Origin of the sequence: Paenibacillus sp. DCT19 (assembly GCF_003268635.1) — a bacterium.
Lineage (GTDB): Bacteria > Bacillota > Bacilli > Paenibacillales > Paenibacillaceae > Paenibacillus.
Genome location: NZ_CP029639.1, coordinates 3152289 through 3176181, shown reverse-complemented (window position 1 = coordinate 3176181; position 23893 = coordinate 3152289). Strand labels below are relative to the sequence as shown.

The window sequence follows — 23893 nt, the reverse complement described above, 5'->3', positions numbered from 1 at the left end:
CTGGACTGAATTAAAGGTACCAGTATTCAATTAAACTCTATTATTTTGGAAAATGCTGAAGATGTCAATGTCATTTTTAACCATTTAATATTAATGATTAATTTATTATCACGAATTTCGGGCTGTAAAATGCTTTTCTGTACAGGTCAACTCAGAGTATTATTCTCGCTAAAATAAGCTATAAAATCCTCTTTATAAAAAGCGTGAAGAACACAGAGCTGTCGTTCCTTTGTCTCAAGAAAATGAAGTTCATCCGGGAACTGCTTCTCAACGTTTAGACGGATGTACGGTAATTTTTGTTGAGCTCTCTGAGAACGAATATTGGTTTGTCTTGCACCTGCCATGACATATTCCATACCAAGATCAAAAAAAGCTATTTTTAATATTTCCACCTTGGATGCTTGGTTATAACCTTGACCCCAAAATTCGTGTCCAATCCATGTCCCGATATGGCATAATTTCTGTTGTGGTTTGATACACATGAGAGTTGTTATTCCAATTAATTCCCCGTGTTCATCACATATTACTCTTGAAATTTGCTTTCCCATTTGCTCTTCTTCTATGATCCATTGAATGAATCTTTCGGTATCTTCGATGGACTCATCTTTTATCCCGAGTACATGCTTGATCTGAGGAGCTGAGACCAGTTCGAATATCCGTTTAGCATAACCTATGTCATGAGGAAGCAAATGTACTTTGATCAAATCACTCACCCTCTTCACAAAGAGTTTTCCAAAATACCGTAAATCGTTATATTGACCTTGCCAAAACGTACTTCACAGAGTTCAGCAGGAGCAAAATTCAGACTCACGGCACACTCTTTCAATCGACCCAGATTATATTCTATAACTTCATCTTCCAATTCAAAAATCAGGCTGGATACAGCATAACTGAGTTGATCCCGCTCATTGTTACAGGAGAAGGTCAGCTTATTAATTCCCTTATTTCCAACGATAGCTGGTTCGTCTAGTTCAATGTTGCCCTGAGCGCCATTTAATGCATTTTGAAACGCTTCAATGAGTAAATTAACGCCATGCAGGTCGAACTTCATCGACATGGCGTATTTCCCATCTCTAGTCAACTTGATCATGATTCCAATCCTCCCTTATTCCTGCACTGAAGTACAATCTCCCTCCAATACTGCCAAGATATAAGATACGAATCCAGATCGCTTGGATGATGCTTAATCGCAGTTCCGATTCTCAGGTATAAGCCGATGAGAACTTTCTCATAGATCGTCGTTACGGGTGTATCCCCTTTGAAGCGAATCTGATCCAAGATTGAATGGAACGTTTCTATCGTTAGCTCGTCTGGTGATGAACAAAATGCATAAATCACATCATACAAAGGATCTCCAATGACAGGCGTAGGGTCGATCACACCCTGTAGTCGCCCACCCTCAAATATAAAGTTATGTACACCACAATCCCCATGCAATAAAAATGCTTCCCGCTCTTCCTCCATGGTTTGTACCAAATGACATATCAGTTTATGATCTTCATCACCTAGGTGTATGCCGATCATTTTAGATTTCTCAGAGCGTTCCTCTTCAAGAAAATCACGCCATGATTTGCTCGGCTGATCCGCCCATCCCCAACCTTGTTTAGTGCTTACCTGCTTATAATCATTAACAAGCCCATGAATGAGCGTTTGCAGTATTTCTCTTTTATTCCCCTCAGGATAATCCGTTGAACCGGTGATGAAAGAGTACACGAGATACGTATTGGAGGATTCTAAAAATATAAGCTTCGGGAGTAAGTTTGATGATTGATAATGGTTAAGAAAGACCGATTCAGACTTAACCACTCTAGGCTCATTCATTTTCACGACATATGCATTCCCATCTATACGCTCTAGAAGATATAGCTTACTTACTGTGCCTCCACTTAATGCTTTGGCTGGAATAGCGATAGAGTTCAACACTTTATGATTTACTAACTCTTGCATAATCTGCTCTATGTTCATAAGTTACCACGCTACTTTCTGTACTTAAATGTCGTGTTTAGGATACGGTCTTAACAACTTCTGGATATAACCTTTCGTATTCCTTATAGAGCACATAATGGTGGACACCCTTAGAGACATCAAGGGCTTCCTTCGCAAGCTGTATGGCAAGATCTCTTCGACCCGCTTTGAGTTCTATTGCTCCTAGTAGCGCAGATCTCATCCAATGTTTCTTAATAGACTTCAGTCGTTCTCGTGCTTGTTCGCTGTTACCCTCCTCTAACAGAAGATACGTTTCATAATATGTCCGGTAATCGGACCAGCGAATATGAGGAATTGCTTCCCGAATTGCATTCATGTCCTGGTTATAAAATCCATAAGCTGCCTTGAACGGGGCTTGTGCCACTTCCCGTTTGTATTTGAGCCGTACCTGCTCCATAACAACCTCTGCTTCGTCATCTAATTTATTTGCCATGACATAATTGATATACATCCCGGGTGTGTTTTTCTGATTCCTCAAATAGGACTCAACCCGCTCAATGTTCTTATCAAACGCCAATGGATACCAATGAATCCGAATAAACGCGATAAATATACCTGTCAAGACAACACCTATCGTTAGAACTTTCGAATATTCATTCCAAGTCATGAACAAAACAAACCAAAATCCGATAATAGCCATAACAAATTCCCAACGTAGCTTCCGCATAACCAATCTCCCCCTAATGATGTAAATAACATGAAAAGTAACAACAAGTGAATCAATTTCATAATACCTTTAGCTGCTTCAATCAAGGCTAGATATAGATCAAAACGGTTTAATTCCTCTATATCTAGTTACTTAAAACACATATTAATGAGTTATGAAATTGATTCAAGTAACCATTATATCAAATTAACAATCTTTCTTTGTAAAATGTTAGGGGATTTTTAGTTCAACAAAATTCATCTTCGTTTTGATATAGCAAAAAGACCTCACCAGATGATGCCTAGTAAGGTCCTTCATAGTAATCAATAAACATGATGCATTCAAAATTATTATTTATATCGTATTGGCACGTTGCTCATTTAATAATGCTTCAAAAGCTTCGATATTCGTATTAAACTGCGGAACCGTGTGGGTCTCTTCGGCCTGTTTAACCAATTCAACGACCAGGTCATTGTACGGTGTGGCCACCCCGGTACCTGCTGCTTTACTGGATACAACTCCATTAATATAATCAATCTCGGTTTTACGTTTCTTCTCCAGATCCTGTAGCATACTTGCTTTCAGCAGTCTTGAAGGTTCCATTACCGTACGTAATGTTTGAACTCGTTCAGGAATATCTGCCTCGCTGTTCAGTTCAAGAGAAGCAATGTCGAAGCCATTCATTTTCACAAATTGAACTCCAGTTGCATGTCCAACTTTAATCGTCTCATCCGCAATGTGAACCGCGCTCACAATACCAGCTTCGTGGTCGATAATATCTCCATATTGTCCATTCAATGCTGCTGATAATCCGCTAAATGCGTTGTTAATCAACAATTTCGACCACTTTGTTCCAACGAGATTATCCGATATATGTGTACCTCCGACTAGGTCTAGAACGGATTTAACTCGCTCAATTCTCTCGGTAACTTCACCATTTAGCTCGCCAATCTGAAAAGCATACTGTTTGAACTGAGTATATTCCGTCGTCAAGCTAGACACGCCAGGTTCTATGAATGTAGCACCGAACTCTACGGAGCCTGCAATGACACGATGTTCACCAACAATCGCAGCGACTTTATCTTCAGGAATCCCATTCTGCAGGGAGCACACGATACTGTCTTCTTTCAAGAATGGAAGTAATTCCTGTAAAATCGCATCGTTATATAGCTGTTTTGTCAGAATTAGCACGAGATCGTATTGTCCTGACTTCTGCTCAGGGGTTATCGCTTTTACGTTAGCCTGAAACGCTGTGGTACCGGTCACTTTGGCACCTGTCTGATTTAAAGCTTCGACATGCTCCTGATATGCATCAATTAACTCGACATCCATTCCACCGTCCGCTAGATAAGCTCCAACGATGGTTCCCAAAGATCCTGCTCCTACAATTGCAATTCTCATGTTGTGTTTCCTCCTTATTTCTCTTCTAGGTAGTTATATACAGGCTGTGCTGCATTTAAAGTTAAGTTGGTAAGAATGTGGGATGCAGATACCACTTCCAATACAGGCAGATCTGCAAGAGGTGCTAGTGCATGCTCGAAGAGCTGAAGCCGGGCAGGCCCTGTCCAGGCTTCCTTCACCTCAATATCTGTAATTTGAGTGCGGATCAGATCACAGATTCTCAAATTACCGTTATAGTCCGTTGCAATCTTGATCATAAAATTCGGACGACATATTTCACGTTTAGCAGCATCTTTGTCCATTTCTACATGCTTATAACCCATGGTCGCCGTAGCGACAAGAAGTGTTCCATAATCGAGCGTGCCCACAAGCGTATCGGAATCCGTGTATAGTTTGGGTGCACCCAGCTTTTTCGGATATGCCGTCAGCTCTCGACCACTGGCAATCGCCGGGAAGTTGTCTACATACATCGAGTGCACATAATCGCCATGCTCACCATTGAATTGAACGGGGATGACTTGCCCTGCTTCCGTATAAGCTCCGAGTCCAGATACATCCGGCATCCACATTACTTCGAATTTAACCAGAGGGTCTGTGATCTGCAAAGGCTCTGGTACTACTGCCCGCAAAGCTTGCTCATCTGTCCGGTATATAATATTTAGATATTCGCGATTCACAAATTTGTACGGTGGCATCGGATAAGCCGGAGCCGTTAAGGGGTATTCAGATTGTTAGCTATGTTATTTACATCGATTTTCATCAAAGGACACCTGCCTTATCCAAAATTTATCTCTATCTCATAAATAAATTCTACATCAATGTTTAAATTTAATATAATACATAATAAGAACTATATATATTTATCACAATAAATAAGGAGTGCAGATAAATGGAGCTGCTTCAACTCAAATATTTTCAGACAGTAGCCTATACGGAACATATCTCTAAAGCTGCTGCTCAATTAAACATAGCCCAACCTTCACTGAGCCTAACCATTAAACGGTTGGAAGATGAACTAGGAACACCTCTGTTTCACCGCAAAGGAAGAACAATCGAATTGAATGCATCGGGGAGAATTCTGCTGAAGCATGTGAACCGAATTTTTTTAGAAATTGAGAATGCTGAGATGGAGATCAGAGCAGAAGAACATCAGATCGCTAGCACCATCCGAATCTCCATTACGAATCCTCGATTTCTGACGGGTCTCATTGGAGACTACATTAACGCTTCTCCTGAATCCAAGCTTCAGCAAGGCATTGGGAGCCGGAATGAGATTATTACAAGTTTGAAAAAAGGTGATATGAATCTGGGGATAACGGGGCATCCGATTGAGGACGAGGAGATTGAAAGTGTTGTTCTTGTTGAAGAAGACATTGTACTGGTTGTACCTAAGAATCACGCTTATCGTGGCGAGACGACCATATCATTAGGTGTTGTTGCGAAGGAGCCCTTTATCTCACTGGCTGACAATAAGGAGTACAGTCGGTTTACAACGATGCTCTGCGAAAAAGCTGGCTTCCTCCCCAATCTTGCATTCGAGGTTGATTCGCACACGCTACTGGAAATTATCCGGCTTGATCAAGGTGTAGCCTTGCTCCCCGTGTCAGTATGTAGAAATCTGGGCTTGAATTATATGCAAATTGCAGATGAAGCTTCCGTATATCCGATCAGCTTGTCTTGGGTTAAGCAGAAATGGCTCTCTCCAGCGGTTAAAGGGTTTCGTGAATTTATTATCTCATACTACAAGGTGAATGCTGGCATGTTTAAAATTTGAGGTGACTTAAAACTGGACTAGGTATATCTACGACTACGTAAATATAACGATTCATAACCAAAGACCACGTAATTCCCTTTCCAGGGACTCACGTGGTCTGTTCATTAATTTTTATTGTACCAACCGTCTGGAATCATCTCACGCTCAAGTTCTAACAATTCGTGTATGATCTTATCCGCATCACTGATGGAGTTCACCAGCGGATCGGTCAACATGGCTCGTCTCAGCTTCTCATAGCTCTGATTCAGCACGGCTTCGACTGTAAGCTCATGCGTATCCAGAACAAGTTCCTGCATACCTCTGATTCCGCGTGGCATCTCGCCTACATGGACAGGCTTAACGCCATCCATACTCACGTCACATAACAGCTCCAAGAATGAATCGTTATTCATATTGGTTACCGCGCCCTGATTCAGAGTATTAATGAAGAACTTCTTGCCCAGATTGCCCACCATATTTTCGATGATATCTGTCGCATGATCTAGACCGAATGTGCTCATATAATCAGCAATCGGGATGTTTCCCGCCAGAAAATCATCCACCTGTTTCCACATTTCGTCATGCCGCTGATATCGATCCTCTGTCTCCCAGATCGATAAAGGCGGGATTGTGTCCGCACTCTTGCCGTGACCTTGCCAGTATCGAACATATTCCTTCGTGTGTGCTGTACATGTAGGAATAATACCGAAAATATCATACAACTCGTACGTAATCGCATCATTAAAAAGAGCCTTAGCACCACGATCGCCGCCGTTATTCTCATCCCCTGCCAGCTTGCGCATAGCTTCGGCAATGTTGGGCATCACATTCACCCCTTCAAACTCGGCTTTGAGCAGCCAAGTAAAGTGGTTCACACCAGCGATGCGGAAATCGAATTTCTGGTCAATCTGTTGGTTAAACTCGCTATGGTCTCCGATAATTCCAGCTCGCACAGCATAGTAGGCCTTCTTGTGTGGCATATGGTGGCTATCGCAGAGCGCAAAGGATTTAAGTTGTGGTGCATAACGATGCAGCGCAATCCCATGAACCGTCGATGGATTGATATAGTTAATGACCCATGCATCAGGGCATAGGGCTTCAATGTCTTTTGCACACTCCATAATAACCGGTAGCTCACGCATAGCTCGAAAGATTCCACCTGGTCCAATCGTATCACCGGAGCACATCCGAATACCGTATTTCAGAGAAACCTCACAATCAATACCACGATACTTCACCGATTGTTCCGCAAAACTGAGTACAACGAAGTCTGCTCCTGGCAGCACTTGTCTCCGATCCACCGAACCCTCTACCTTAAGAGATACGTTGTTCTCACGCGCTACCTTTTCAGCTAATGTTACCATTTTCGAGAGTCTCTCTTCATCCGTATCTACAAGCGCAAGTGTACCCTGATTCAAGTATGGGGAGTGAACCATCTGCCAGATGGACTGACGACCAAAAAACAGGCTACCCGCGCCAATCACGACCACTTTGGGATGTTGCATCGTTGTGTCATTATTCATTCATTAACCCTCCTCGTAACGATATAAGTTCATTATAGGGAAGTGGCACAGAATCGGAATGTGTGATAGTTTTCTAAACATGTCATATGGTACGATTACAACAAGACTTCAAAACCTTTTATAGACTAGAACAAATCAAAGGATGTCATAAAGTAAAACAAAGCGAGGTTGATCAGATGCCTACAAATCGTGTAAATATGAGTATAATTGACGAGCTCTCTGACCATATCACACTCCGTATGAGCTCTTATCTTGAACAGACTCACGACCGAAAGTGGATTGAGCATAAGTCGCATTCCGACTATGATCTATGGCTTGTTACCGCAGGCTCCGTCCAAATAACCGTCGATGGAATCGAACATACAGTAAACACGGGCGATGTCATATTCTTTTATCCGGATATGCCGTATATGGCAACTACAACTGAAGAACTGTGCCGATTTGTTTACATGCACTTTGATTTCAGCATCGCTGAGCAAAAACGAATTCTGGGTGAATTTCAACTTCCAGGCATCGTACCTGGCAACCTGATACAAGAAGAGACTACGCTATTTGCCTCTTCCTATCGACGGTTTAAACAGAACAAGGGTACTTCTGGCAATCCACTTTATCTTAAAGCGACGTTGCTTCTTGTCATCGCCAAAATTTTGGAGCTTCATGGGCAAGGCATATATACAGGTGCATTCCTCCAGAATCGGAAAACTCGAAAAAGCGAAGGGAGTCTGGATGTTCTGCAGAATGTATTCCAGTATGTTGAGGCGAATCTGCATCGAGCCATCCGGGTTAATGAGCTTGCGGCTGTTGCGGGAATCTCCGAGAAGTATTTTATCTCTCTGTTCAAGAAAATTTTAGGCATTACCCAGGACAGTACATCAATCAGATTAAAATGAATCGCGCCAGAGACTATCTGTATGAGAAAAAATATACCATCCAGCAAATCGCTGAATTTCTGGGATATCCCGATCCCTTCACCTTCTCAAAAGCATTCAAAAAAATGTATAACGTGCCACCCTCCAAATTCGAATAATACGTCTTGATTACATTAAATTTTGGCTACATCAAAGCAAGCTACAAAAAGAAGAGGCAACCGGTCTATACCGGATGCCCCTTCCTGTTGGCTAATCTCATTTCATTGTGAATTGCTAGTTATCCATCCATATTCACTTCATCTCATATTCAAAAGGAGCTTCCGGAGAGTACAACTCATGGAAAAATCCTTTGTACGGTATGTCCTCTTCCATACATTTTATGAGATATGCCAGAAGTTCATCATCTTCTTCCGCTTCCTGCTCGTTATGCTGCATCACCTCAAACATATCCAGAATGTTCTCCAGCAAGTTGAGTTGAATGAATAACGGTAGGTTCTCCAGCATCGCTTCCGAAACTTCCGTTTCCGAAGTATATCCAGCAAGTACGGTTTGGAAATAATCGTCCATGAACTGTCTACGTTTGTCTGCATCTGGTTCGAATTGAATCCAGCCAACGCCGTTTGTCCAAATCGATGCAAGGTCTAACATGTACCAGCCAAAACAAGAATTATCAAAATCGAACACCGTGATCTGACCCGTATCATAATCAATGGAGTAGTTCCCGTCATTAAAATCGAAATGTATCATTCCAAATGTCTCTTGACTCAAATCCAACTGCTTCGCGGTTTGCAGCAGTTCAGTCATCTTCTCTTTGAGCAAAGGGAACGCTTCAGGAATTAAGCTCGCGATTTTTTCTGTGTTGTATCTTTCCAGAAATTGATATCGGCTATTAACGGGCGTATAGCTTTTCGATTCCTGATGCATCTTGCCCAGAACTTTGCCGCAATTATAATAGTACTCGCTAATGGGAACCCCTTCCCGGTACTGATAATGGTTTTCTACAAGCAGCTTGCCTTTGGCTTTTACAAACAAGCTGATATAGAATGTATGCTCATCATGAACGATTTCTTCGAGTAAACGACCTTTATTGGATTTTACAACATTGGATACACTTGCGTCATGATCGTACAGATAGCGGACATATTCGAGCTCTGCCATATAATCCTTCCTGCTTCGATCAGGCATAAAAGAGATTCGGAGAATGAGTGACTCATGCCCCTCTTTTTCACAAGAGTAAACGATATTCCGCCCTCCCTCATGAGGTGGGACAAGCTGAATCGTGTAACCTTCCAGGTCGAACACCTTGGACGCGAGTGACAGTACATGCGTGTTGCTAATGTGAACAGCTTCCTTAAAATGAATAATAATCTCCTCCAGTAAACATTGATGGGGGCGGTTTCCCGCATTACAATGTCCACAAAAGGACTCTGTTGTAAACGATAATCCTCTTGTAGACCTAAAGCACAATCACCTTGTTAGACATTAAAATTCGCTCCTTTTTTGTTTAGATGTAACCAATATAGCCTATAATTCCATATTATTCTAGTTGATTTTAGAAATATTCTAGAAGAATTTATTCAGAACCTACTGCTTCATAGTAGTACCGAATCAAGATGTCCTGATTATAGTTGCCAAAGCCCTTTCCAAATAACGTAAGTCCACCCCGACCAGGTACGCCTTCTTCTGGGCTTAAACGAATTGTCCAATATGTAGCAGAATTAAGACTCAAGTCATTTATTTTGATATCTGAGATGCGCTGACCGTCAATAAACGTGCCTTCAGCATTGATTCGCAGCACTTTGAGTACACCATACTGGTTGACATCCGAATGCCACCATTGGGGAGTAAGCTTGCCCTTGCGATCCCCAAAGTCACCAGGACTTGTCCACGTTCCAAGAGAGTGACCATTCAGCGTAAAACGTATATCCGACGGCCAGTTCTCATTCACTTGAGGGGCTTCCGAGCCAAGCTCCAGTGAAACTTCAATCTCCTTGATTGTCTGATCTTTATATAGATAATTAGGAATCTTATATTCAAGAAAGCCACGTGCCAACCAGAGTATGCCTGCATTTACCCGATCCGGATCCATGAAGCAGGCTGGTGTATCGTATTGTCCAATGATTTGGGTCGTCGTCGCAATCCCGCATGTTGGCCACGCCTCATAATCCGTATATTGTCCGACCGGAATAGAAACTTCGTGGTACGGTGCTGCCATTGGCTCTGGTGATAAATTAATCGTCATAAACTCTTGCTGAATGTAGCAAAATTTATAGGTTCCACCGTTTTCCCGTCTCATTCGACTGCCAACAATACCGGCTTTCTGCAGCTTGCTCACATGGGTACTGACAATGGCTTTACTCAAATATAGCTCTTCGGCGAGTGCATTGATGTGCATCTCTCGCTTTTGTAGTAATAAACGAACAATATTTAACCGAGCTTCGCTTGCAAGCGCCTCGTAGACCATTAACGAGTTAGCATCCGTACCGAGCATCATGAACTCCACTTTCCTCTCGTTTTGAATTCGTTATTTTGCGAACCCTGTAAAATAATCTTGCTCCTAAAAAAGCATTATGATACATATTAGATAACAAATCAATATTTTGATTTTGCTTTTTGGCGAATCCAATATATTTCACTTATGAATGAAACAAAATAACAAATCGATCCTATGGAGGTTTTCACTTTGCTTACATCCAAGATGCTTATTGATAAAGATTTTCAGATTGCTGAAGTTGATCCACGAGTTTATGGCTCCTTTGTTGAACATTTGGGACGTGCTGTCTATGGCGGTATTTACGATCCGGGTCACCCAACTGCCGACGCACAAGGTTTCCGTCAGGATGCGATTGAAGCCATCAAAGCATTGAATGTGCCAATTGTTCGTTACCCGGGCGGAAATTTTGTATCAGGCTACAATTGGGAAGATGGTGTGGGACCTGTAGCGGAGCGTAAACGCAGACTTGAGCTTGCTTGGTGGACTATTGAAACGAACGCAATTGGAACCAATGAATTCGCTGATTGGGCGAAGCTTGTTGGAACCGAAGTAATGATGGCTGTTAATCTGGGTACTCGCGGTATTGATGCAGCAAGAAACCTGGTGGAATACTGTAACCATCCTTCAGGCACATATTGGAGCGATCTACGTATTTCCCATGGTTACAAAGATCCTCACCAATTCAAAACCTGGTGTCTAGGTAACGAAATGGATGGCCCTTGGCAGATCGGAGCAATGACTGCACATGAATACGGCCGAATTGCGAACGAAACTGCAAAAGCTATGAAATGGGTTGATCCAAATATCGAGCTTGTCGCATGTGGAAGTTCGAGCCGTGGCATGAGTACATTCGCTGATTGGGAAGCGACAGTTCTTGATCTTTCCTATGAGAATGTAGATTATCTGTCCCTGCACGCTTACTATAACAATAATAAAGACAACACATATGACTTCCTGGCTAGTTCCCTTGATCTGGATCAATTCATCGATAGTGTCGCTTCGATCTGTGATTTCGTGCAAGCGAAGAAACGTAGTAAGAAAAAATTGATGCTGTCCCTGGACGAATGGAATGTCTGGAACTCTATTGGTACAAGCCGTATGGAAGAACGCTGGCAGATTGCACCGCCGGAGTTCGAGGATGTGTACACGCATGAAGATGCACTCGCGGTAGGCTGTTACCTGATTACCATCCTGAAACATGCTGATCGAGTGAAGATGGCATGTCTTGCACAACTGATCAATGTTATCGCACCGATCATGACTGAGAATAACGGAGCGATCTGGTTCCAGACAACCTACTTCCCGTTCATGCATGCATCCAACTTCGGACGTGGCACCGTGCTTCAATCTGTCGTATCTTCACCGAAGTACGATTCCAAAGACTTCACTGATGTGCCTTACTTGGAAGCAATCAGCGTGCATGATGAAGAGAATGGAATGATCACCATCTTTGCGGTGAACAGACATCTCGACGAACAGATGGAACTGAATGTAGATCTTCGTTCTTTTGGCGAAACTACATTTGTAGAGCACATTGTACTGGAAAATGACGATCTGAAAGCTACCAACACCAAAACAAACCCGCATAACGTTATGCCTCACAACGGCGGCCACACGAAGGTAGATCAGGGCAAAGTGCAAGCTGTCCTGAACAAAGCATCATGGAACGTAATCCGTCTTAAAACTAAACAAGCGTAATTCACTGGTAGAGTTCGCTCGAACGAACCTGCAGCGTCTTCGACAGCAATGCTGCCTATAACGATTTTTCTAACGATATGACAAAGACCTCTAGTCTTCTAACGAAGCTGGAGGTCTTTTATTGAACTCAAATATACAAATGAACCCTGATATTCAGCCCACTCTTCATAGGAATCATTCTGGATCTTCATGCTCCTCATTTCCTAGATACATAACCGTTTTCTCTCCAGCAACCAATCGAAGAATTTGTTTTCTTAATTTAGACGGGTTGAGGGGCTGTCCCATAATATCTTGGATCTCTAACCATTCATACCCCTCTTTAGCCTCTTCATTGTGCAGATTCGATTGTTCCACCATGCCTTTGTACTCGCATAGAAAAAAGAAATCTACCCGATGTAGCGCTTCGCCATATACACCTTCATTAATAAATTCCAAGGATAACGGCTCTACATGAACTCCTATTTCTTCTGCGACTTCACGTTTAACAGCATCAGTCAGTGCCTCACCTGCATTTTGGGTTCCGCCAGGCAGCGTATAATATACATCTTGCTCATTTTTGTGCTTCAAGGCAAGCATTCTTCCATCCTGGATAATCAATGCTTTCGCAGAATTCCTAATCTTTTTTTCCACGTTCAATCCCTCTTTTATCATTATACTGAATCGAGTTGTTGAGGGTTTAGTCTGCTGACTTAAGCGTAGTCCCGTTCTCAATAAACGTGATTATTGATGATGCCTGACTACTGATGTCAATTGCAATACAGAGCTTCAGATTCATTCCGCTTAACTTCACGATTTTATGAAGAAGATTTTAACACATAATACTCAACAAATTCTGAACAATTGCAATTAAACTTGAAACTTGGCCTGAACTTTTCTTTGCTGAAAAACTCAAGATGTGCTTCGTTCTTCTGACCCTAACAAATGAAAAGACTCCCTACAGTAACAGATCTAATCTTTGACCTGTCTACTATATAAGGAGCCTATCCACGCAATACTACTTCTTTGTTTCCCTACTCTAGTTCTAATATGTAGTGGAATACATCGGAATTAGTTCTTCATCATCGATTAAGAAACCTTCAAACTCTTTCGTTTTAGCTAGAAAGTTTAAATAAAAGACGGACTTAAGGACGTGATAATTCCCGTTATTTAATGCTTCAATGTTATCCACGCCAAAATTAGTTGTATAAATCGGAGATTCAAAATCTAGATACATAACCATGTTCACGTCGTATGGACCGTATTTTGCTTGTAGGTCTTGTGCAACTGGCTTCATTAGCTTGAAAATATGACTGTGATCAAAGGCGTTATTAATTAGTGTTCCGTAATTCTCATAGTCAAAGCTTACGCCAATGACGATTCGATCTTCTACAAAACCAACATAGGATACCTCGTACAAACTGCCATCTGCAACCAAAATGGAGTGATTTTGATCTAGATAGTTCTCAAGTTGCTGAGATGAAGGCTTAATTTTAGTTGTCGATGGTTTCGAACTTGGAGTCACCGTCTGGTTTGAAGAAGTCGTACTGTTACCACTATACACCTCAATGTTATTCCCACTGTTCGTCACATTTAAGGAAGCACCTGTTGCTTCACTGATGAACCTTAACGGAACGAATACTTTGCCTCCAACAACCGTTGGTGCAACTTGAAGCTCCACAGGTGAGCCATTGACATATGCTGTTTTGTTACCAACATTAAGGATGATCTTAGTACCACCTTTTGTAGCTACCACCTGCTTCTTCTGTTGATCCCAAGTCGAAGTTATCCCTAGCTTTTTGAATACAGGTGTGAATTGGACTAACGTTGTTCCGTTAACAACAATAGGATTCTGATCGAACAGAACCGTTTGTCCGTCGACAATAACGTTCTTTCTTGCATCTGCACTTACACTTGAGACGATCAGTGTGAGTAGCAAAGCCATGATGATGACAACCTTCTTTTTCATTACAAAACTTCCCTTCCGTGTGCTATGCAGGCATTATCATTTATTTCTTGTATAAAAATAAGACTTAATACCCAGTTAAATAATACTATTTTATAACATTCATTAACAGGTCTTTTTTACCAATTGTTTTGATTAACTTTTCATCAAAAAGCTTGGCTTATCTTATCGAAAGAAACACAAAAAGCACTGGCCTTTGTTAATACCAATGCTTTCTCGTATATTCACTATTTCTCTTACTTTAACGAATTACACGCCGTTCAGCTTCCTATGTACTCCATTTACCTAAGGAGCGTTTATACTACAAATTATGTCCTAACGCCTTGGCGATCCGTTCACATTTCTGTATTGCCCACACGTAATGATTGGACGTGTTAGCTGCAAAGTAACTGTACAAATTGCTTGTTTTTACCCATTTATAATGTTTCTTGGTCATGATTTCTTCGTTGGTATGGTTCCGGATAAGCGCCATCACTCGTTCATGGCTCAACTTTAATTTTTTGATCGCATGGTTCAAAGTTACATCTTGATAGTTTTCCCAAATCTGCATATTGAGCTGACCAATCGTACGCCACTTAAAACCAGGTGCAGGCAGCGAAGGGACATCGCCATCCATGCCTTCTCGGTACCATCTCTCCAACATGGCATGCCATTCATATAAATGCATCAGCACATCGCGAAAATTTTTGTCTCTCTCTTCTGTTTCAATTGAAAGGCCTCTTTTACCTCTGGGCACAGATTCAACAAGTTCTAGCAAGGTTCTGAAATGGTGATCACTATTGAATAATAACTCTTCTTTTTCACTCGTTTCGATCATGAGCCATAACTCCTTTTTAACTTCATCTTAGCATGGGTAGGCTCGTTCTGATAGATATCCTTGTTCTAGATTTTTGACCATTTATAAACAATTTTCATACTAGTTAGAAGATACCCTCACCGTAATTTGAGTGATATAATTTTCCTCCTTCTGAACAGCCACCTCATCTACAAGATATTCTTCGTACGCGAACGCCTCTAGACTGAGTCCTTGTTGCTGTAAATATGTCATTAATTCTGCATACGCATTCCCGATATTTTCGTAGCTTCCGTGATGAAAAGTTACCGCATATGTTCCTTTTGGTTTAATCATCGTGGCAAGTTCAGGAACTTGAGTTTTGGCAAACAAATAGCTCTTATCATTCCATTTCCCTGCTTGAATATGATCTTTACTAACCATCGCTCCAACAAACGACGTGTTGGCAGACTGCGTCCGTCTCTCAAATTGCCTAAAGAATGTTAACCACTGGAGATCCGTCAGGACATCCGATTCTTGAATTAGTGGGCTAAGCATCAGATATTCCTCCTCTTGATCAATCAGACGAACCTCATTCTTCCAAGCTTGTAATCCCCGATGAGTGTACTCTATCGTTTCTTGCAAAATATTTCTGATATTTTTTAGCTTGTCCATTTCCTTGTCCACCTTGTGGATCATGTCATTCGACATCTGCAAAATATGATCCGGTGTTCTTTCTTCCAGATAGGTCATGATCTCCTTCAACGAGATACCAAGATCTTTCAGCGCAGTGATCATTAAAAAGGTATCTAGCTGGTTCAACGAATAATATCGATATCCCTTGTCATCCACATAAGTCGGCTTGAAAAGTCCAATCTCATCGTTATGAAAGAGCGTTTTTTTGTTCACATGACATATCTCTGCAAACTGACCTGTTGAAACATATGTTAGCCCCTCCATGTTTTCTCTCCCTTTTGCGCTTGACTATCCTGTTACCGGATACCTTATTTTAAATTTAGTAATATACAAAAATCAAACCCCAAGGGAAAAAAGTACGATGTCCTTAGAGGGTTACAGAAGGTGTCTCCTATGCAAATAGAAATTAAAAACGTAGATCAAAACAATTTAAGTGATATCATATCCTTGCGTGTACATCACACTCAACAAGACTACATTGAAACTCCTGCTAAATGCTTACAAGATGCTAAAGATTGTCCCTTTTATCAGCCCGTTGGATTGTATGTGGACGGAGTACTTGTTGGCTTCGCTATGTACGGTTTGTTTCCGAACGAAAGCGAAGATGGTAGAGTCTGGTTAGATCGTTATCTGATTGATATGCAATATCAGGGTCGTGGACTAGGTAAAATACTGCTGCAATCATTAATTGATCATATGGTCTGTCTATACTCATGCACGAAAATTTATCTCAGTCTGTATGAAAATAATAAAGCAGCGATGAAGTTATATACACAATTCGGTTTCAGGTTGAATGGTGAAAAAGACATTAATGGAGAACATGTGATGGTTAAATTGATCTAAGCCAAAGATTCTTTAAGCATACAGAAAAACGAGCAAGGCAATGATATGCCTTGCTCGCTCTACGTCGCGCTTCCACTCGCGCTGCTCAACTATTATTTTATTCGCTCAGGCTATCCCAGAACGCTTGAAATGCACTTGGCTCCACTTCAAGGAATACGGGTACATTGCCGTAACGCACTAGACCTTCACCGAACAATACTAAGGACACTTTCGTTTTGTCTTGTAGCGTAAGATAAATCATTTTGCGATCTTCCTGTCCGTACAGTTTCTCTTCCAGCTCTGGGCTGGTTGCAATCGGCTTAGCAGCATTCAATGCCGAGACAAAGGCATCCAATGATTCGTCTGCTGGTAGCTGTTGCAGCTCCTGTAATCCATTGTTCCAGCTTGCAAAGGTTTCCCACTGCGCGGCCGTAATATTACCTTCAATGTGCAACTTACCGATGAGATCGGCACCAGTATTAATCGTGATATCATTGTTCTTGTCAAATAATTGTGCGTACACCTGTCCATCAATCTCAGTATAGGACATGATTCGGAAGTCTTGATCGTACCCGTTTACCGCATAAATGTCTGCCTCACCAATGTTGGAAGCAAGCTCCGTATACTGATCTTGGCCACTTAACTCATTGATGCCACCTGTTGTCGTGCCAAGCTTCTCACCACGCAACGCAAGCGCATCCGCACCATCAAGCGATGTCGCTGATTGGGTATAGACATTGCCCTGATAGACGACTAATTGCATCATATCTGCCATAGCACCTTTACCGTCCGCGGTTGGTAATTCCGTTTTTGGAATAACAACTGGATCATTGGATGTATTCGGTGTATTGGTTTCATTTGAGTCGTTGGTTTCATTGGAAGCCACACTAGTCACCGGTACATTCGGTGCGTTCCATTGCTGCCATACACTAGGCGCGGCTATTCCAATACTCGCAACAATAGCAACGCTGGCTGCTATGTATAGAGGTTTACGTTGACGCTTTTGTTGCCGGCGCTCTGCATTCACACTTTGCTCCATCCGTTTTTTCATTTGCTCATCTGCTTTCATCGAATCCACCGCTTTCTTATAATTTCGTCTGAATTGTTCCTCGTTCATAGCTGTTCTTCCCCTTCCAGCTCCAGTTTTAACAACTGTCTTCCCCGCTGTAATCGCATCTTCACTGCTGACTCGCTAATCTGTAGAATAGCGCCGATTTCTCGGATCGGATAATCTTCGTAATAATATAAGTGAACCACCGATCTATACTTCACAGGCAGGGACAGCACAAGTTCAATCAACGCCTGGTCTTCAGGGTCTTCTGTTGTGAGAGGATCTGCGCCCTCCAGCTTGACCTCCCGTTTGCGCCAACCTCTGCCTAATAAGGACTTGCAGTGATTGGTGATGACCCGAATTAACCATGCCTTCTGATGCTCTGCGTCGTTGAAGGTGGGGGCTTTTTCTATATATTTGATGAAGGTATCATGCGTAGCTTCCTCTGCGTCCTCTCGTCTGCCGAGGTGTACCATGGCAATCCGGAACAGTGTATCCGCATATGCCTCGTAGATGTTCATCACATGATCGCCCGGCTCGGGCACTGATCGCTGCATGTTGTCTTGCCCTCCTTTATATGTTAAACACTCTTAAGGACGACATTTGGTCACATTTTGTTTTTAGAATTTGTAAGATGTTCTTATTTAGAAGCAAAATCCTTAATCAAAACCGGACTTTAGCGAGCTTTCACTAAAATAAAAAAAAAGCTACTTCGGAGGAGATCAATCCCGAAATAGCCTAATGCTCACATATTTTTCTTGATCAAATGTTTGTTTAAATCATAAGTTGGATTTCCACTTGTTCGCAACAAACGAGAATCAATAACTGTTCTACCTTATTTCATGTTTATGACCGATGGTCGTTCATCCAGATGTGCAAGGATACGGCACAGGACAATCGCTATCATAACATAGACAACGATCATACCTGCGATACCTTGCCAGCCTTGTACGCTGTACAGCACCCCTCCACCTGTTCCACTGACACTTGAACCGACATAGTAGAAAAATAGATACAGGGCATTCGCCTGGGATACATACTGCTTCGCCACAAGGCCTACCCAACTGCTTGCGATGGAATGTCCACCGAAGAAACCAAAGGCAAACAACGCAAGTCCTACAATTTTCACCCACAAGTCAGCATGTAGTGTGCATAGTGACCCAGCAAGAATGATGACAAGCGTCAAAATAAGCACATGTGATCTGCCGTATCGATCTGCCATTCTCCCCATCCAAGTACTACTCAAGGTGCCCATAATATATACAACAAACAGACTTCCAACGACAGATTGACTCAGGCTATACGGCTCTCCAGCTAATTCAAAGCCAATATAGTTAAATAGCGTTACGAAGCCACCCATCAACAGAAAACCGAGTCCATACAGGCAGAGCAAACGTGGGTTACGACATTGAGACCATAAGAGCGGGATGATTCGTGAGAAGCTTACAGCGCTTTTCACGTAATTACGTGACGGAGGAATAACAAGCCAGAATATCAGAGCGGCACATAAGCCCAGAACACCTATGAAACCAATAGCTGTGCGCCAATCGAACCAGTCTGTAATCACACCGCTGATAAAACGACCTGCCATGCCTCCAATGGAATTGCCACTGATGTATAGACCCATAGCATACCCCAGACTGGAGGTGTCAATCTCCTCAGCCAAGTACGTCATAGCTGTAGCTGGAAGCCCTGCAAGTGCGACACCTTGAAGGATACGAAGTAACAACAGCTCTGTGAATCCAGAACTGAACGCGCTCAGTATGGCGATTAGCGATGAGATCACTAGAGCAGCGGTCATAATGTAACGGCGCCCGACCAAGTCAGACAGAGAGCCCACAAACAGCATCGTAAGTGCCATCGCAACGGTCGTAACAGAGAGAGTTAAGCTAGACTGCGCGGGCGTAATTGCATAAGCTGTACTGATCTCAGGCATCAAAGGCTGCAAGCTATATAATAATGCAAACGTGATAAATCCTCCGGCAAACAATGCAAGACTGATGTTTCGAAATGTTGTCGTTCCCTGCTGAATCATTGCATTTTCCAACTTTCTGGCAGGAATGCTCCCTGATCGGCTGTTGCCAGATCGCTTGCGTGAAGCCTCCCAACAATCGTTATTTCGTGAACAGTTTACGCTCCATATGGGTCAGAAACTCAAAACCATCTGGAGTAACGATCACCGTATCCTCGATTTGGAAGCCACCAGCACCAAGCTCATAGTAAGGCACCTCAACACAAAGTACCATACCGGGCTCCAGAATGTGCTGGTCACCCGGGGAGAGGGTCAAGTCATCATACAGCTCCAGGCCAATCGCATGTCCCACATGCTGACGTCGATAATGAGGGATACCTTCGCGTTGCACGCGTGATACCGCTGCATAAAATACGTCCGACGCTTTGACCCCTGGGCGCACATGTTCAAGTGCCGTCTCCCATCCACTCTTTACTGCATCAAAATGCTTTTTCATCCAAGGTGTAGGCTCACCTGCAACCACTGTGCGACCGGTATCTGCCCAATACCCTTCCAATTGCAAACAAAGATCGAAGCGAACCTGATCACCTGATTCAATCGTGTGAAAATAATTCTCGATCAGAGGCAGCGCGCTTCGTGGCCCTGCGCCGACTGCGGTCATCGCAGGAATCCCGCCACCTCTCATCACGGCCAGTCGATAGTGGTCTGCGATCTGCTTCTCATGAACACCTGCTTCAATCAGTTCAATGAGTTCCTTCTCAATCTGTTCATTCAGAACGGCTGCTTCTTGTAGCCGCTTCACTTCATAGGATGTTTTGATCAAGCGAATATGTCGAAATAGTGCATAGGCAGGTATAACGGCTTCATTAGGGATCGTTTTCTTAATTCCTTCCAAAATCTGTGGCGCTATCCGCATTTCATCAATTCCGATAGGCTGATGTTCAATATCTAACTGTTTAATTGCCGCTTGAAGCGCATCTAACGGACTTGTGTGAATAACCGTGGATTGTAGCAATGAATAGAACAGGTCAATATCCGGGGTTGAAGGTTTGCCTTCAACCGTGCCTTCCACGAAGAAATCGCTGTATGCAAAAATATCAACGTTCGTTATACCAAATTGTGCGACTACTCCCAGACGATTGGTCGGTATGATGATACAAGGTCTTGCCGTTCGATCCGCAGGAAGTATCGCATAAATTTGCATCGTCCAGTTACTCGCACGTAGCTGCGAACCAATGACATATTGAATATTCTCCGGTGTAGTTGCAATTAGAGCCGCAATCCCTCTTGCCTTCATCACTTCTTCTGCCCGCTCCCAGTTCAAGCCAGCACTACGAGAACGCTGTTGTGAGCTTACATCTCCCATGTAAATCAAGACCTCCTTTGTTTTTTTCTTCCACCCAGCATGCCTTCCATTCCTGTAAGAGAACGCAGAACCAGCCTGATTAGAAGAAACAGCACAAGCGCAAATACGATTAAAACAACAGATACCACCGCAATGGTAGGGTCTTGCCATTTTTCCATATACAGAAATAACTGAATAGGCAACGTGTAGCTATCCTGCCGCAAGAGCAACAAAGCAGCTTCCACTTGATCAAATGTGAATACAAAAGCAATAGAGCCTGAGAGGAGCAAGGACAATTTAAGCTGTGGCAGCGTTATGGTGAAAAAAATCCGTATTGGACTTGCGCCCATATCCGCAGCAGCCTCCCGATATACAGGCTGTAGATTAGCGAGCGCACTACCTACGATTGTCAGAACAAAGGGGAGAACTATGACTGCTTCACCCAAGATCAGGGCAAATAAGCCGCCTGCTATATGCATTTTGGAGAAGAGAATCAGATACGCGATACCCAGCGTGATTTTGGGCATGACCATTGGGGAGACGAAGAAAGCCCGCAGTAACCCTGATCCACGAAACGGATATTGTACGATGGCAAGCGAAGCTAGCGTTCCAGTTACAAGAGCCAGTAGTACGGCACCTGTAGAAGCAATAAGGCTGTTCTTGAACGCATGCAAAAACTGGGTCTGTTCCGCTAGATTAGCGTACCACTTCATCGTGAACCCCTCTGGTGGGAATTTGCTTGCCGAGCCAGAGCCTACCGATGTTATCACGATCATCAATAATGGTAACAGCAGATAGATCGCTACCATGCCTGTAAAAACATAGAGCAGCAGCTTCGTAATTCTGTTAGAACTAACCATGTGCCTGACCTCCTTTGCCAGAACGCCTGAACATCAACATGTCCGCGCCTTTGTTGACGAGGAGCGAGACAACGATGGAGGATACCAGCAAGAACAAGCTAGCAACGGCTGCCATAGGCCAATTCGTATCCAGTGTTCGCTGATATATGAAAACAGGCAGTGTCATCACCCGACCTCCCCCGATAAGCTGAGGTGTGGTGAATGCCGTCAGGCACAGTGTAAACACAATTTGGATTCCGCTTGCAATGCCTCTTGCTGATAATGGTAGGGTTATGGTCAAAAAGGTACGCCAACTGCCTGCACCTAGATCCTGCGCTGCTGCTTTGAGCGATGCATCACTTTGGGATAACACATTCAGGATAGGAAAAACCATAAATGGCAGAAAAATATGAACTAGTGCAACGACAACACCCGTCTCGTTATACATCATATTGAAGCCATCTTCGGTAACCCCAAGATGAGTGAACAACCAGTTCATCATGCCCTGCCTAGATAAGAGCAACTGCCATCCATAGGATCTCACAACTGCACTAACCAGTAAGGGTAGAAACGTTAACAGGAGCAACCACTGCTTCAAGCCTGGTTTCTTCAAGCCCGCGATGGTATAAGCCAGCGGATACGCGAGTAGCACACTCCACAATGTAACCTTGAATGCAATTCGAAACGTCGTCCCAATCAGTTTCCAGTAATACGGGTCAGATAGAAACGCACGGTATGAAGCCCAGTCCCATCCTCGAATTAACTTACCGTTCTCATAAATGTCGAAGCTGTATCTGCCGAAGATCAGCAAGCTGCCAAGATAGACCACTCCCATCAACGCTAAAGCAGGCACGAGCAGTAAAAATTGGGTTACCCAGTGACGATGCTGAGATGAATACAGATTGACAACGCGTTCAGTTACCCGTTTCATGATCCATTCTCCTGATTCAATTCAGGCTCAGATAACAACAGTGCATCATCCGGGTCAAATCCAATCCATACGATATCACCTGTTGCATACCGAGATGCACCTCTCTGATGAAGAACGGTCGCCTGAATATGTAATTCGGATGTTATTTCCAAGGTGTAGCGTATACTGGCACCCCCATACACACTCTCAATCACCTTGCCTTCAAACGCATTCACACTGTCCTCGGCTTCAGCGCCAAGGCGGATATATTCATAACGTAACGACAATACAGATGGTGTACCCGTTGGTTGAGCGTTGCCTCGCCTGTTTTCTTTTACAACAAATGTATGACCGAAACAATCAACACGAACAACCTCTCGATCTGATCCTAATATGGTTACATTAATCAGATTGGTATCTCCAATGAATTTAGCTACAAAGTGATCCGCAGGATTCTCAAAAATTTCATCAGGCGTCCCATATTGCAGCAGCTTTCCACTTCGCATGACGCCAATCCGATCAGACATGTTCATTGCTTCACTCTGATCATGCGTGACAAAAATGAATGTACCCCCGAACTCTCGCTGAATTCGTTTCAGCTCGTGCTGCATATCCAGGCGCAACTGCATATCAAGTGCAGAGAGCGGTTCATCAAGCAATAATACCTCTGGTCGGTTAACTAGCGCACGGGCTATAGCCACACGCTGAGCCTGTCCTCCCGACAGTTGCGAGATGGCTCGGTTACTGTAATCTCCAAGCTGTACTAATTCAAGCATGTCATAGACTTGCCGTTTGATCTCCGCTTTCGGTGTTTTTTTTACTTTGAGACCGTATGCAATATTGTGGAATACATCCATATGAGGAAACAGCGCAAGCTGCTGGAATATCATATTACTGTTGCGAGCATAAGCAGGAACTCCCGTGACATCACGTCCTCCCAGCAAAATGACCCCTTCATCTGGCTGTTCAAGTCCACCTAACATGCGCAGCAGGGTTGTTTTGCCGCAGCCGCTTGGCCCTAGAAGGGAGACGAACTCTCCCTTATGAACCTGAAGAGTGACCTGATCAACGGCGGCTCGCCCCCATATCTCTTCGTGACACCTTTCGTTTCAATGGAAACGGTATCTCGTCCGCTGTTCATTTTATTCCTCCAATCTATCCCGTTCGTATTACG

The 23893-nt window shown here is 43.1% G+C and carries 24 protein-coding genes and 1 pseudogene; 5 read left to right on the top strand and 20 right to left on the bottom strand.

Features of this window, described 5'->3' with window-relative positions:
• Positions 1-146: 146 nt before the first annotated feature.
• From DMB88_RS14450 to DMB88_RS14425, 6 genes and pseudogenes are all read right to left on the bottom strand, one after another.
• Positions 147-704 carry a GNAT family N-acetyltransferase gene (locus DMB88_RS14450; protein ID WP_128101906.1) on the bottom strand — a complete coding sequence of 186 codons (558 nt, stop codon included), beginning with the start codon at positions 702-704 and terminating at the stop codon, positions 147-149.
• Between the two features lie 14 nt (positions 705-718).
• The gene (locus tag DMB88_RS14445) at positions 719-1090 is read right to left on the bottom strand and encodes a hypothetical protein (RefSeq protein ID WP_128101905.1); all 372 of its coding nucleotides are present in this window, start codon (positions 1088-1090) and stop codon (positions 719-721) included.
• Positions 1087-1965, bottom strand: coding sequence for a phosphotransferase family protein (locus DMB88_RS14440; RefSeq protein ID WP_128101904.1), 879 nt, complete (start codon positions 1963-1965; stop codon positions 1087-1089). Before DMB88_RS14440 ends, DMB88_RS14445 begins: the two co-directional genes overlap by 4 nt.
• 37 nt (positions 1966-2002) lie before the next feature.
• The gene (locus DMB88_RS14435) at positions 2003-2653 is read right to left on the bottom strand and encodes a hypothetical protein (protein WP_128101903.1); all 651 of its coding nucleotides are present in this window, start codon (positions 2651-2653) and stop codon (positions 2003-2005) included.
• Between the two features lie 333 nt (positions 2654-2986).
• Entirely contained in the window at positions 2987-4033 is a 1047-nt protein-coding gene (locus DMB88_RS14430) for a ketopantoate reductase family protein (protein ID WP_128101902.1), read from the bottom strand.
• 14 nt (positions 4034-4047) lie between these two features.
• Positions 4048-4793, bottom strand: a pseudogene (locus DMB88_RS14425) (acetoacetate decarboxylase).
• 129 nt (positions 4794-4922) lie between these two features.
• On the opposite strand from DMB88_RS14425, the gene DMB88_RS14420 reads away from it, so the two are divergent.
• Positions 4923-5807, top strand: a complete 885-nt coding sequence (locus tag DMB88_RS14420) for a LysR family transcriptional regulator (RefSeq protein WP_128101900.1) — start codon at positions 4923-4925, stop codon at positions 5805-5807.
• Positions 5808-5911: 104 nt separating this feature from the next.
• On the opposite strand, the gene DMB88_RS14415 is transcribed toward DMB88_RS14420, so the two are convergent.
• Positions 5912-7309: a family 4 glycosyl hydrolase gene (locus DMB88_RS14415; protein ID WP_174715290.1), complete on the bottom strand. Its 1398-nt coding sequence runs from the start codon at positions 7307-7309 to the stop codon at positions 5912-5914.
• Positions 7310-7485: 176 nt separating this feature from the next.
• Here DMB88_RS14415 and DMB88_RS14410 point away from each other — a divergent pair, with 176 nt between their 5' ends.
• Positions 7486-8199, top strand: a complete 714-nt coding sequence (locus tag DMB88_RS14410; RefSeq protein WP_254438579.1) for an AraC family ligand binding domain-containing protein — start codon at positions 7486-7488, stop codon at positions 8197-8199.
• Positions 8196-8336, top strand: coding sequence for a helix-turn-helix domain-containing protein (locus DMB88_RS31160; RefSeq protein ID WP_254438578.1), 141 nt, complete (start codon positions 8196-8198; stop codon positions 8334-8336). The genes DMB88_RS14410 and DMB88_RS31160 overlap by 4 nt, the downstream gene beginning before the upstream one ends.
• Positions 8337-8469: 133 nt before the next feature.
• Here the strand turns inward: DMB88_RS31160 and DMB88_RS14405 are convergent, their stop codons facing one another.
• Positions 8470-9480, bottom strand: coding sequence for a phosphotransferase enzyme family protein (locus DMB88_RS14405; protein ID WP_254438644.1), 1011 nt, complete (start codon positions 9478-9480; stop codon positions 8470-8472).
• 271 nt (positions 9481-9751) lie between these two features.
• On the bottom strand, positions 9752-10672 hold the full coding sequence (locus DMB88_RS14400) for an ArsR/SmtB family transcription factor (protein ID WP_128101899.1): 921 nt from the start codon (positions 10670-10672) through the stop codon (positions 9752-9754).
• A 204-nt stretch (positions 10673-10876) separates the two neighbouring features.
• Here DMB88_RS14400 and DMB88_RS14395 point away from each other — a divergent pair, with 204 nt between their 5' ends.
• Positions 10877-12370 (top strand): arabinosylfuranosidase ArfA, encoded by a 1494-nt coding sequence (locus DMB88_RS14395; RefSeq protein ID WP_164848836.1) that lies wholly within the window; start codon positions 10877-10879, stop codon positions 12368-12370.
• Between the two features lie 174 nt (positions 12371-12544).
• Here the strand turns inward: DMB88_RS14395 and DMB88_RS14390 are convergent, their stop codons facing one another.
• The 4 genes from DMB88_RS14390 to DMB88_RS14375 form a co-directional block, all read right to left on the bottom strand.
• A complete protein-coding gene (locus tag DMB88_RS14390; protein WP_164848694.1) occupies positions 12545-13000 on the bottom strand; it encodes an NUDIX domain-containing protein in 456 nt (151 codons plus the stop codon).
• A 391-nt stretch (positions 13001-13391) separates the two neighbouring features.
• Complete coding sequence (locus DMB88_RS14385) at positions 13392-14315, bottom strand: copper amine oxidase N-terminal domain-containing protein (protein ID WP_128101896.1); 924 nt, start codon at positions 14313-14315, stop codon at positions 13392-13394.
• A gap of 298 nt (positions 14316-14613) precedes the next feature.
• On the bottom strand, positions 14614-15129 hold the full coding sequence (locus DMB88_RS14380) for a ClbS/DfsB family four-helix bundle protein (protein ID WP_128101895.1): 516 nt from the start codon (positions 15127-15129) through the stop codon (positions 14614-14616).
• A gap of 99 nt (positions 15130-15228) precedes the next feature.
• The gene (locus DMB88_RS14375) at positions 15229-16044 is read right to left on the bottom strand and encodes a MerR family transcriptional regulator (protein WP_128101894.1); all 816 of its coding nucleotides are present in this window, start codon (positions 16042-16044) and stop codon (positions 15229-15231) included.
• Positions 16045-16173: 129 nt separating this feature from the next.
• Here DMB88_RS14375 and DMB88_RS14370 point away from each other — a divergent pair, with 129 nt between their 5' ends.
• Entirely contained in the window at positions 16174-16623 is a 450-nt protein-coding gene (locus DMB88_RS14370; protein ID WP_128101893.1) for a GNAT family N-acetyltransferase, read from the top strand.
• Between the two features lie 97 nt (positions 16624-16720).
• Here the strand turns inward: DMB88_RS14370 and DMB88_RS14365 are convergent, their stop codons facing one another.
• From DMB88_RS14365 to DMB88_RS14335, 7 genes are all read right to left on the bottom strand, one after another.
• A complete protein-coding gene (locus tag DMB88_RS14365; protein WP_128101892.1) occupies positions 16721-17719 on the bottom strand; it encodes a hypothetical protein in 999 nt (332 codons plus the stop codon).
• Positions 17716-18210, bottom strand: a complete 495-nt coding sequence (locus DMB88_RS14360; RefSeq protein ID WP_128101891.1) for an RNA polymerase sigma factor — start codon at positions 18208-18210, stop codon at positions 17716-17718. The genes DMB88_RS14365 and DMB88_RS14360 overlap by 4 nt, the downstream gene beginning before the upstream one ends.
• Positions 18211-18488: 278 nt before the next feature.
• A complete protein-coding gene (locus DMB88_RS14355) occupies positions 18489-19688 on the bottom strand; it encodes an MFS transporter (RefSeq protein WP_128101890.1) in 1200 nt (399 codons plus the stop codon).
• 79 nt (positions 19689-19767) lie between these two features.
• Positions 19768-20991, bottom strand: coding sequence for a M24 family metallopeptidase (locus DMB88_RS14350; protein ID WP_128101889.1), 1224 nt, complete (start codon positions 20989-20991; stop codon positions 19768-19770).
• Positions 20992-20996: 5 nt separating this feature from the next.
• A complete protein-coding gene (locus tag DMB88_RS14345; RefSeq protein WP_128101888.1) occupies positions 20997-21830 on the bottom strand; it encodes an ABC transporter permease in 834 nt (277 codons plus the stop codon).
• The gene (locus DMB88_RS14340) at positions 21823-22740 is read right to left on the bottom strand and encodes an ABC transporter permease (protein ID WP_128101887.1); all 918 of its coding nucleotides are present in this window, start codon (positions 22738-22740) and stop codon (positions 21823-21825) included. Before DMB88_RS14340 ends, DMB88_RS14345 begins: the two co-directional genes overlap by 8 nt.
• Positions 22737-23807 (bottom strand): ABC transporter ATP-binding protein, encoded by a 1071-nt coding sequence (locus tag DMB88_RS14335; RefSeq protein ID WP_254438643.1) that lies wholly within the window; start codon positions 23805-23807, stop codon positions 22737-22739. Before DMB88_RS14335 ends, DMB88_RS14340 begins: the two co-directional genes overlap by 4 nt.
• Positions 23808-23893: the final 86 nt, after the last annotated feature.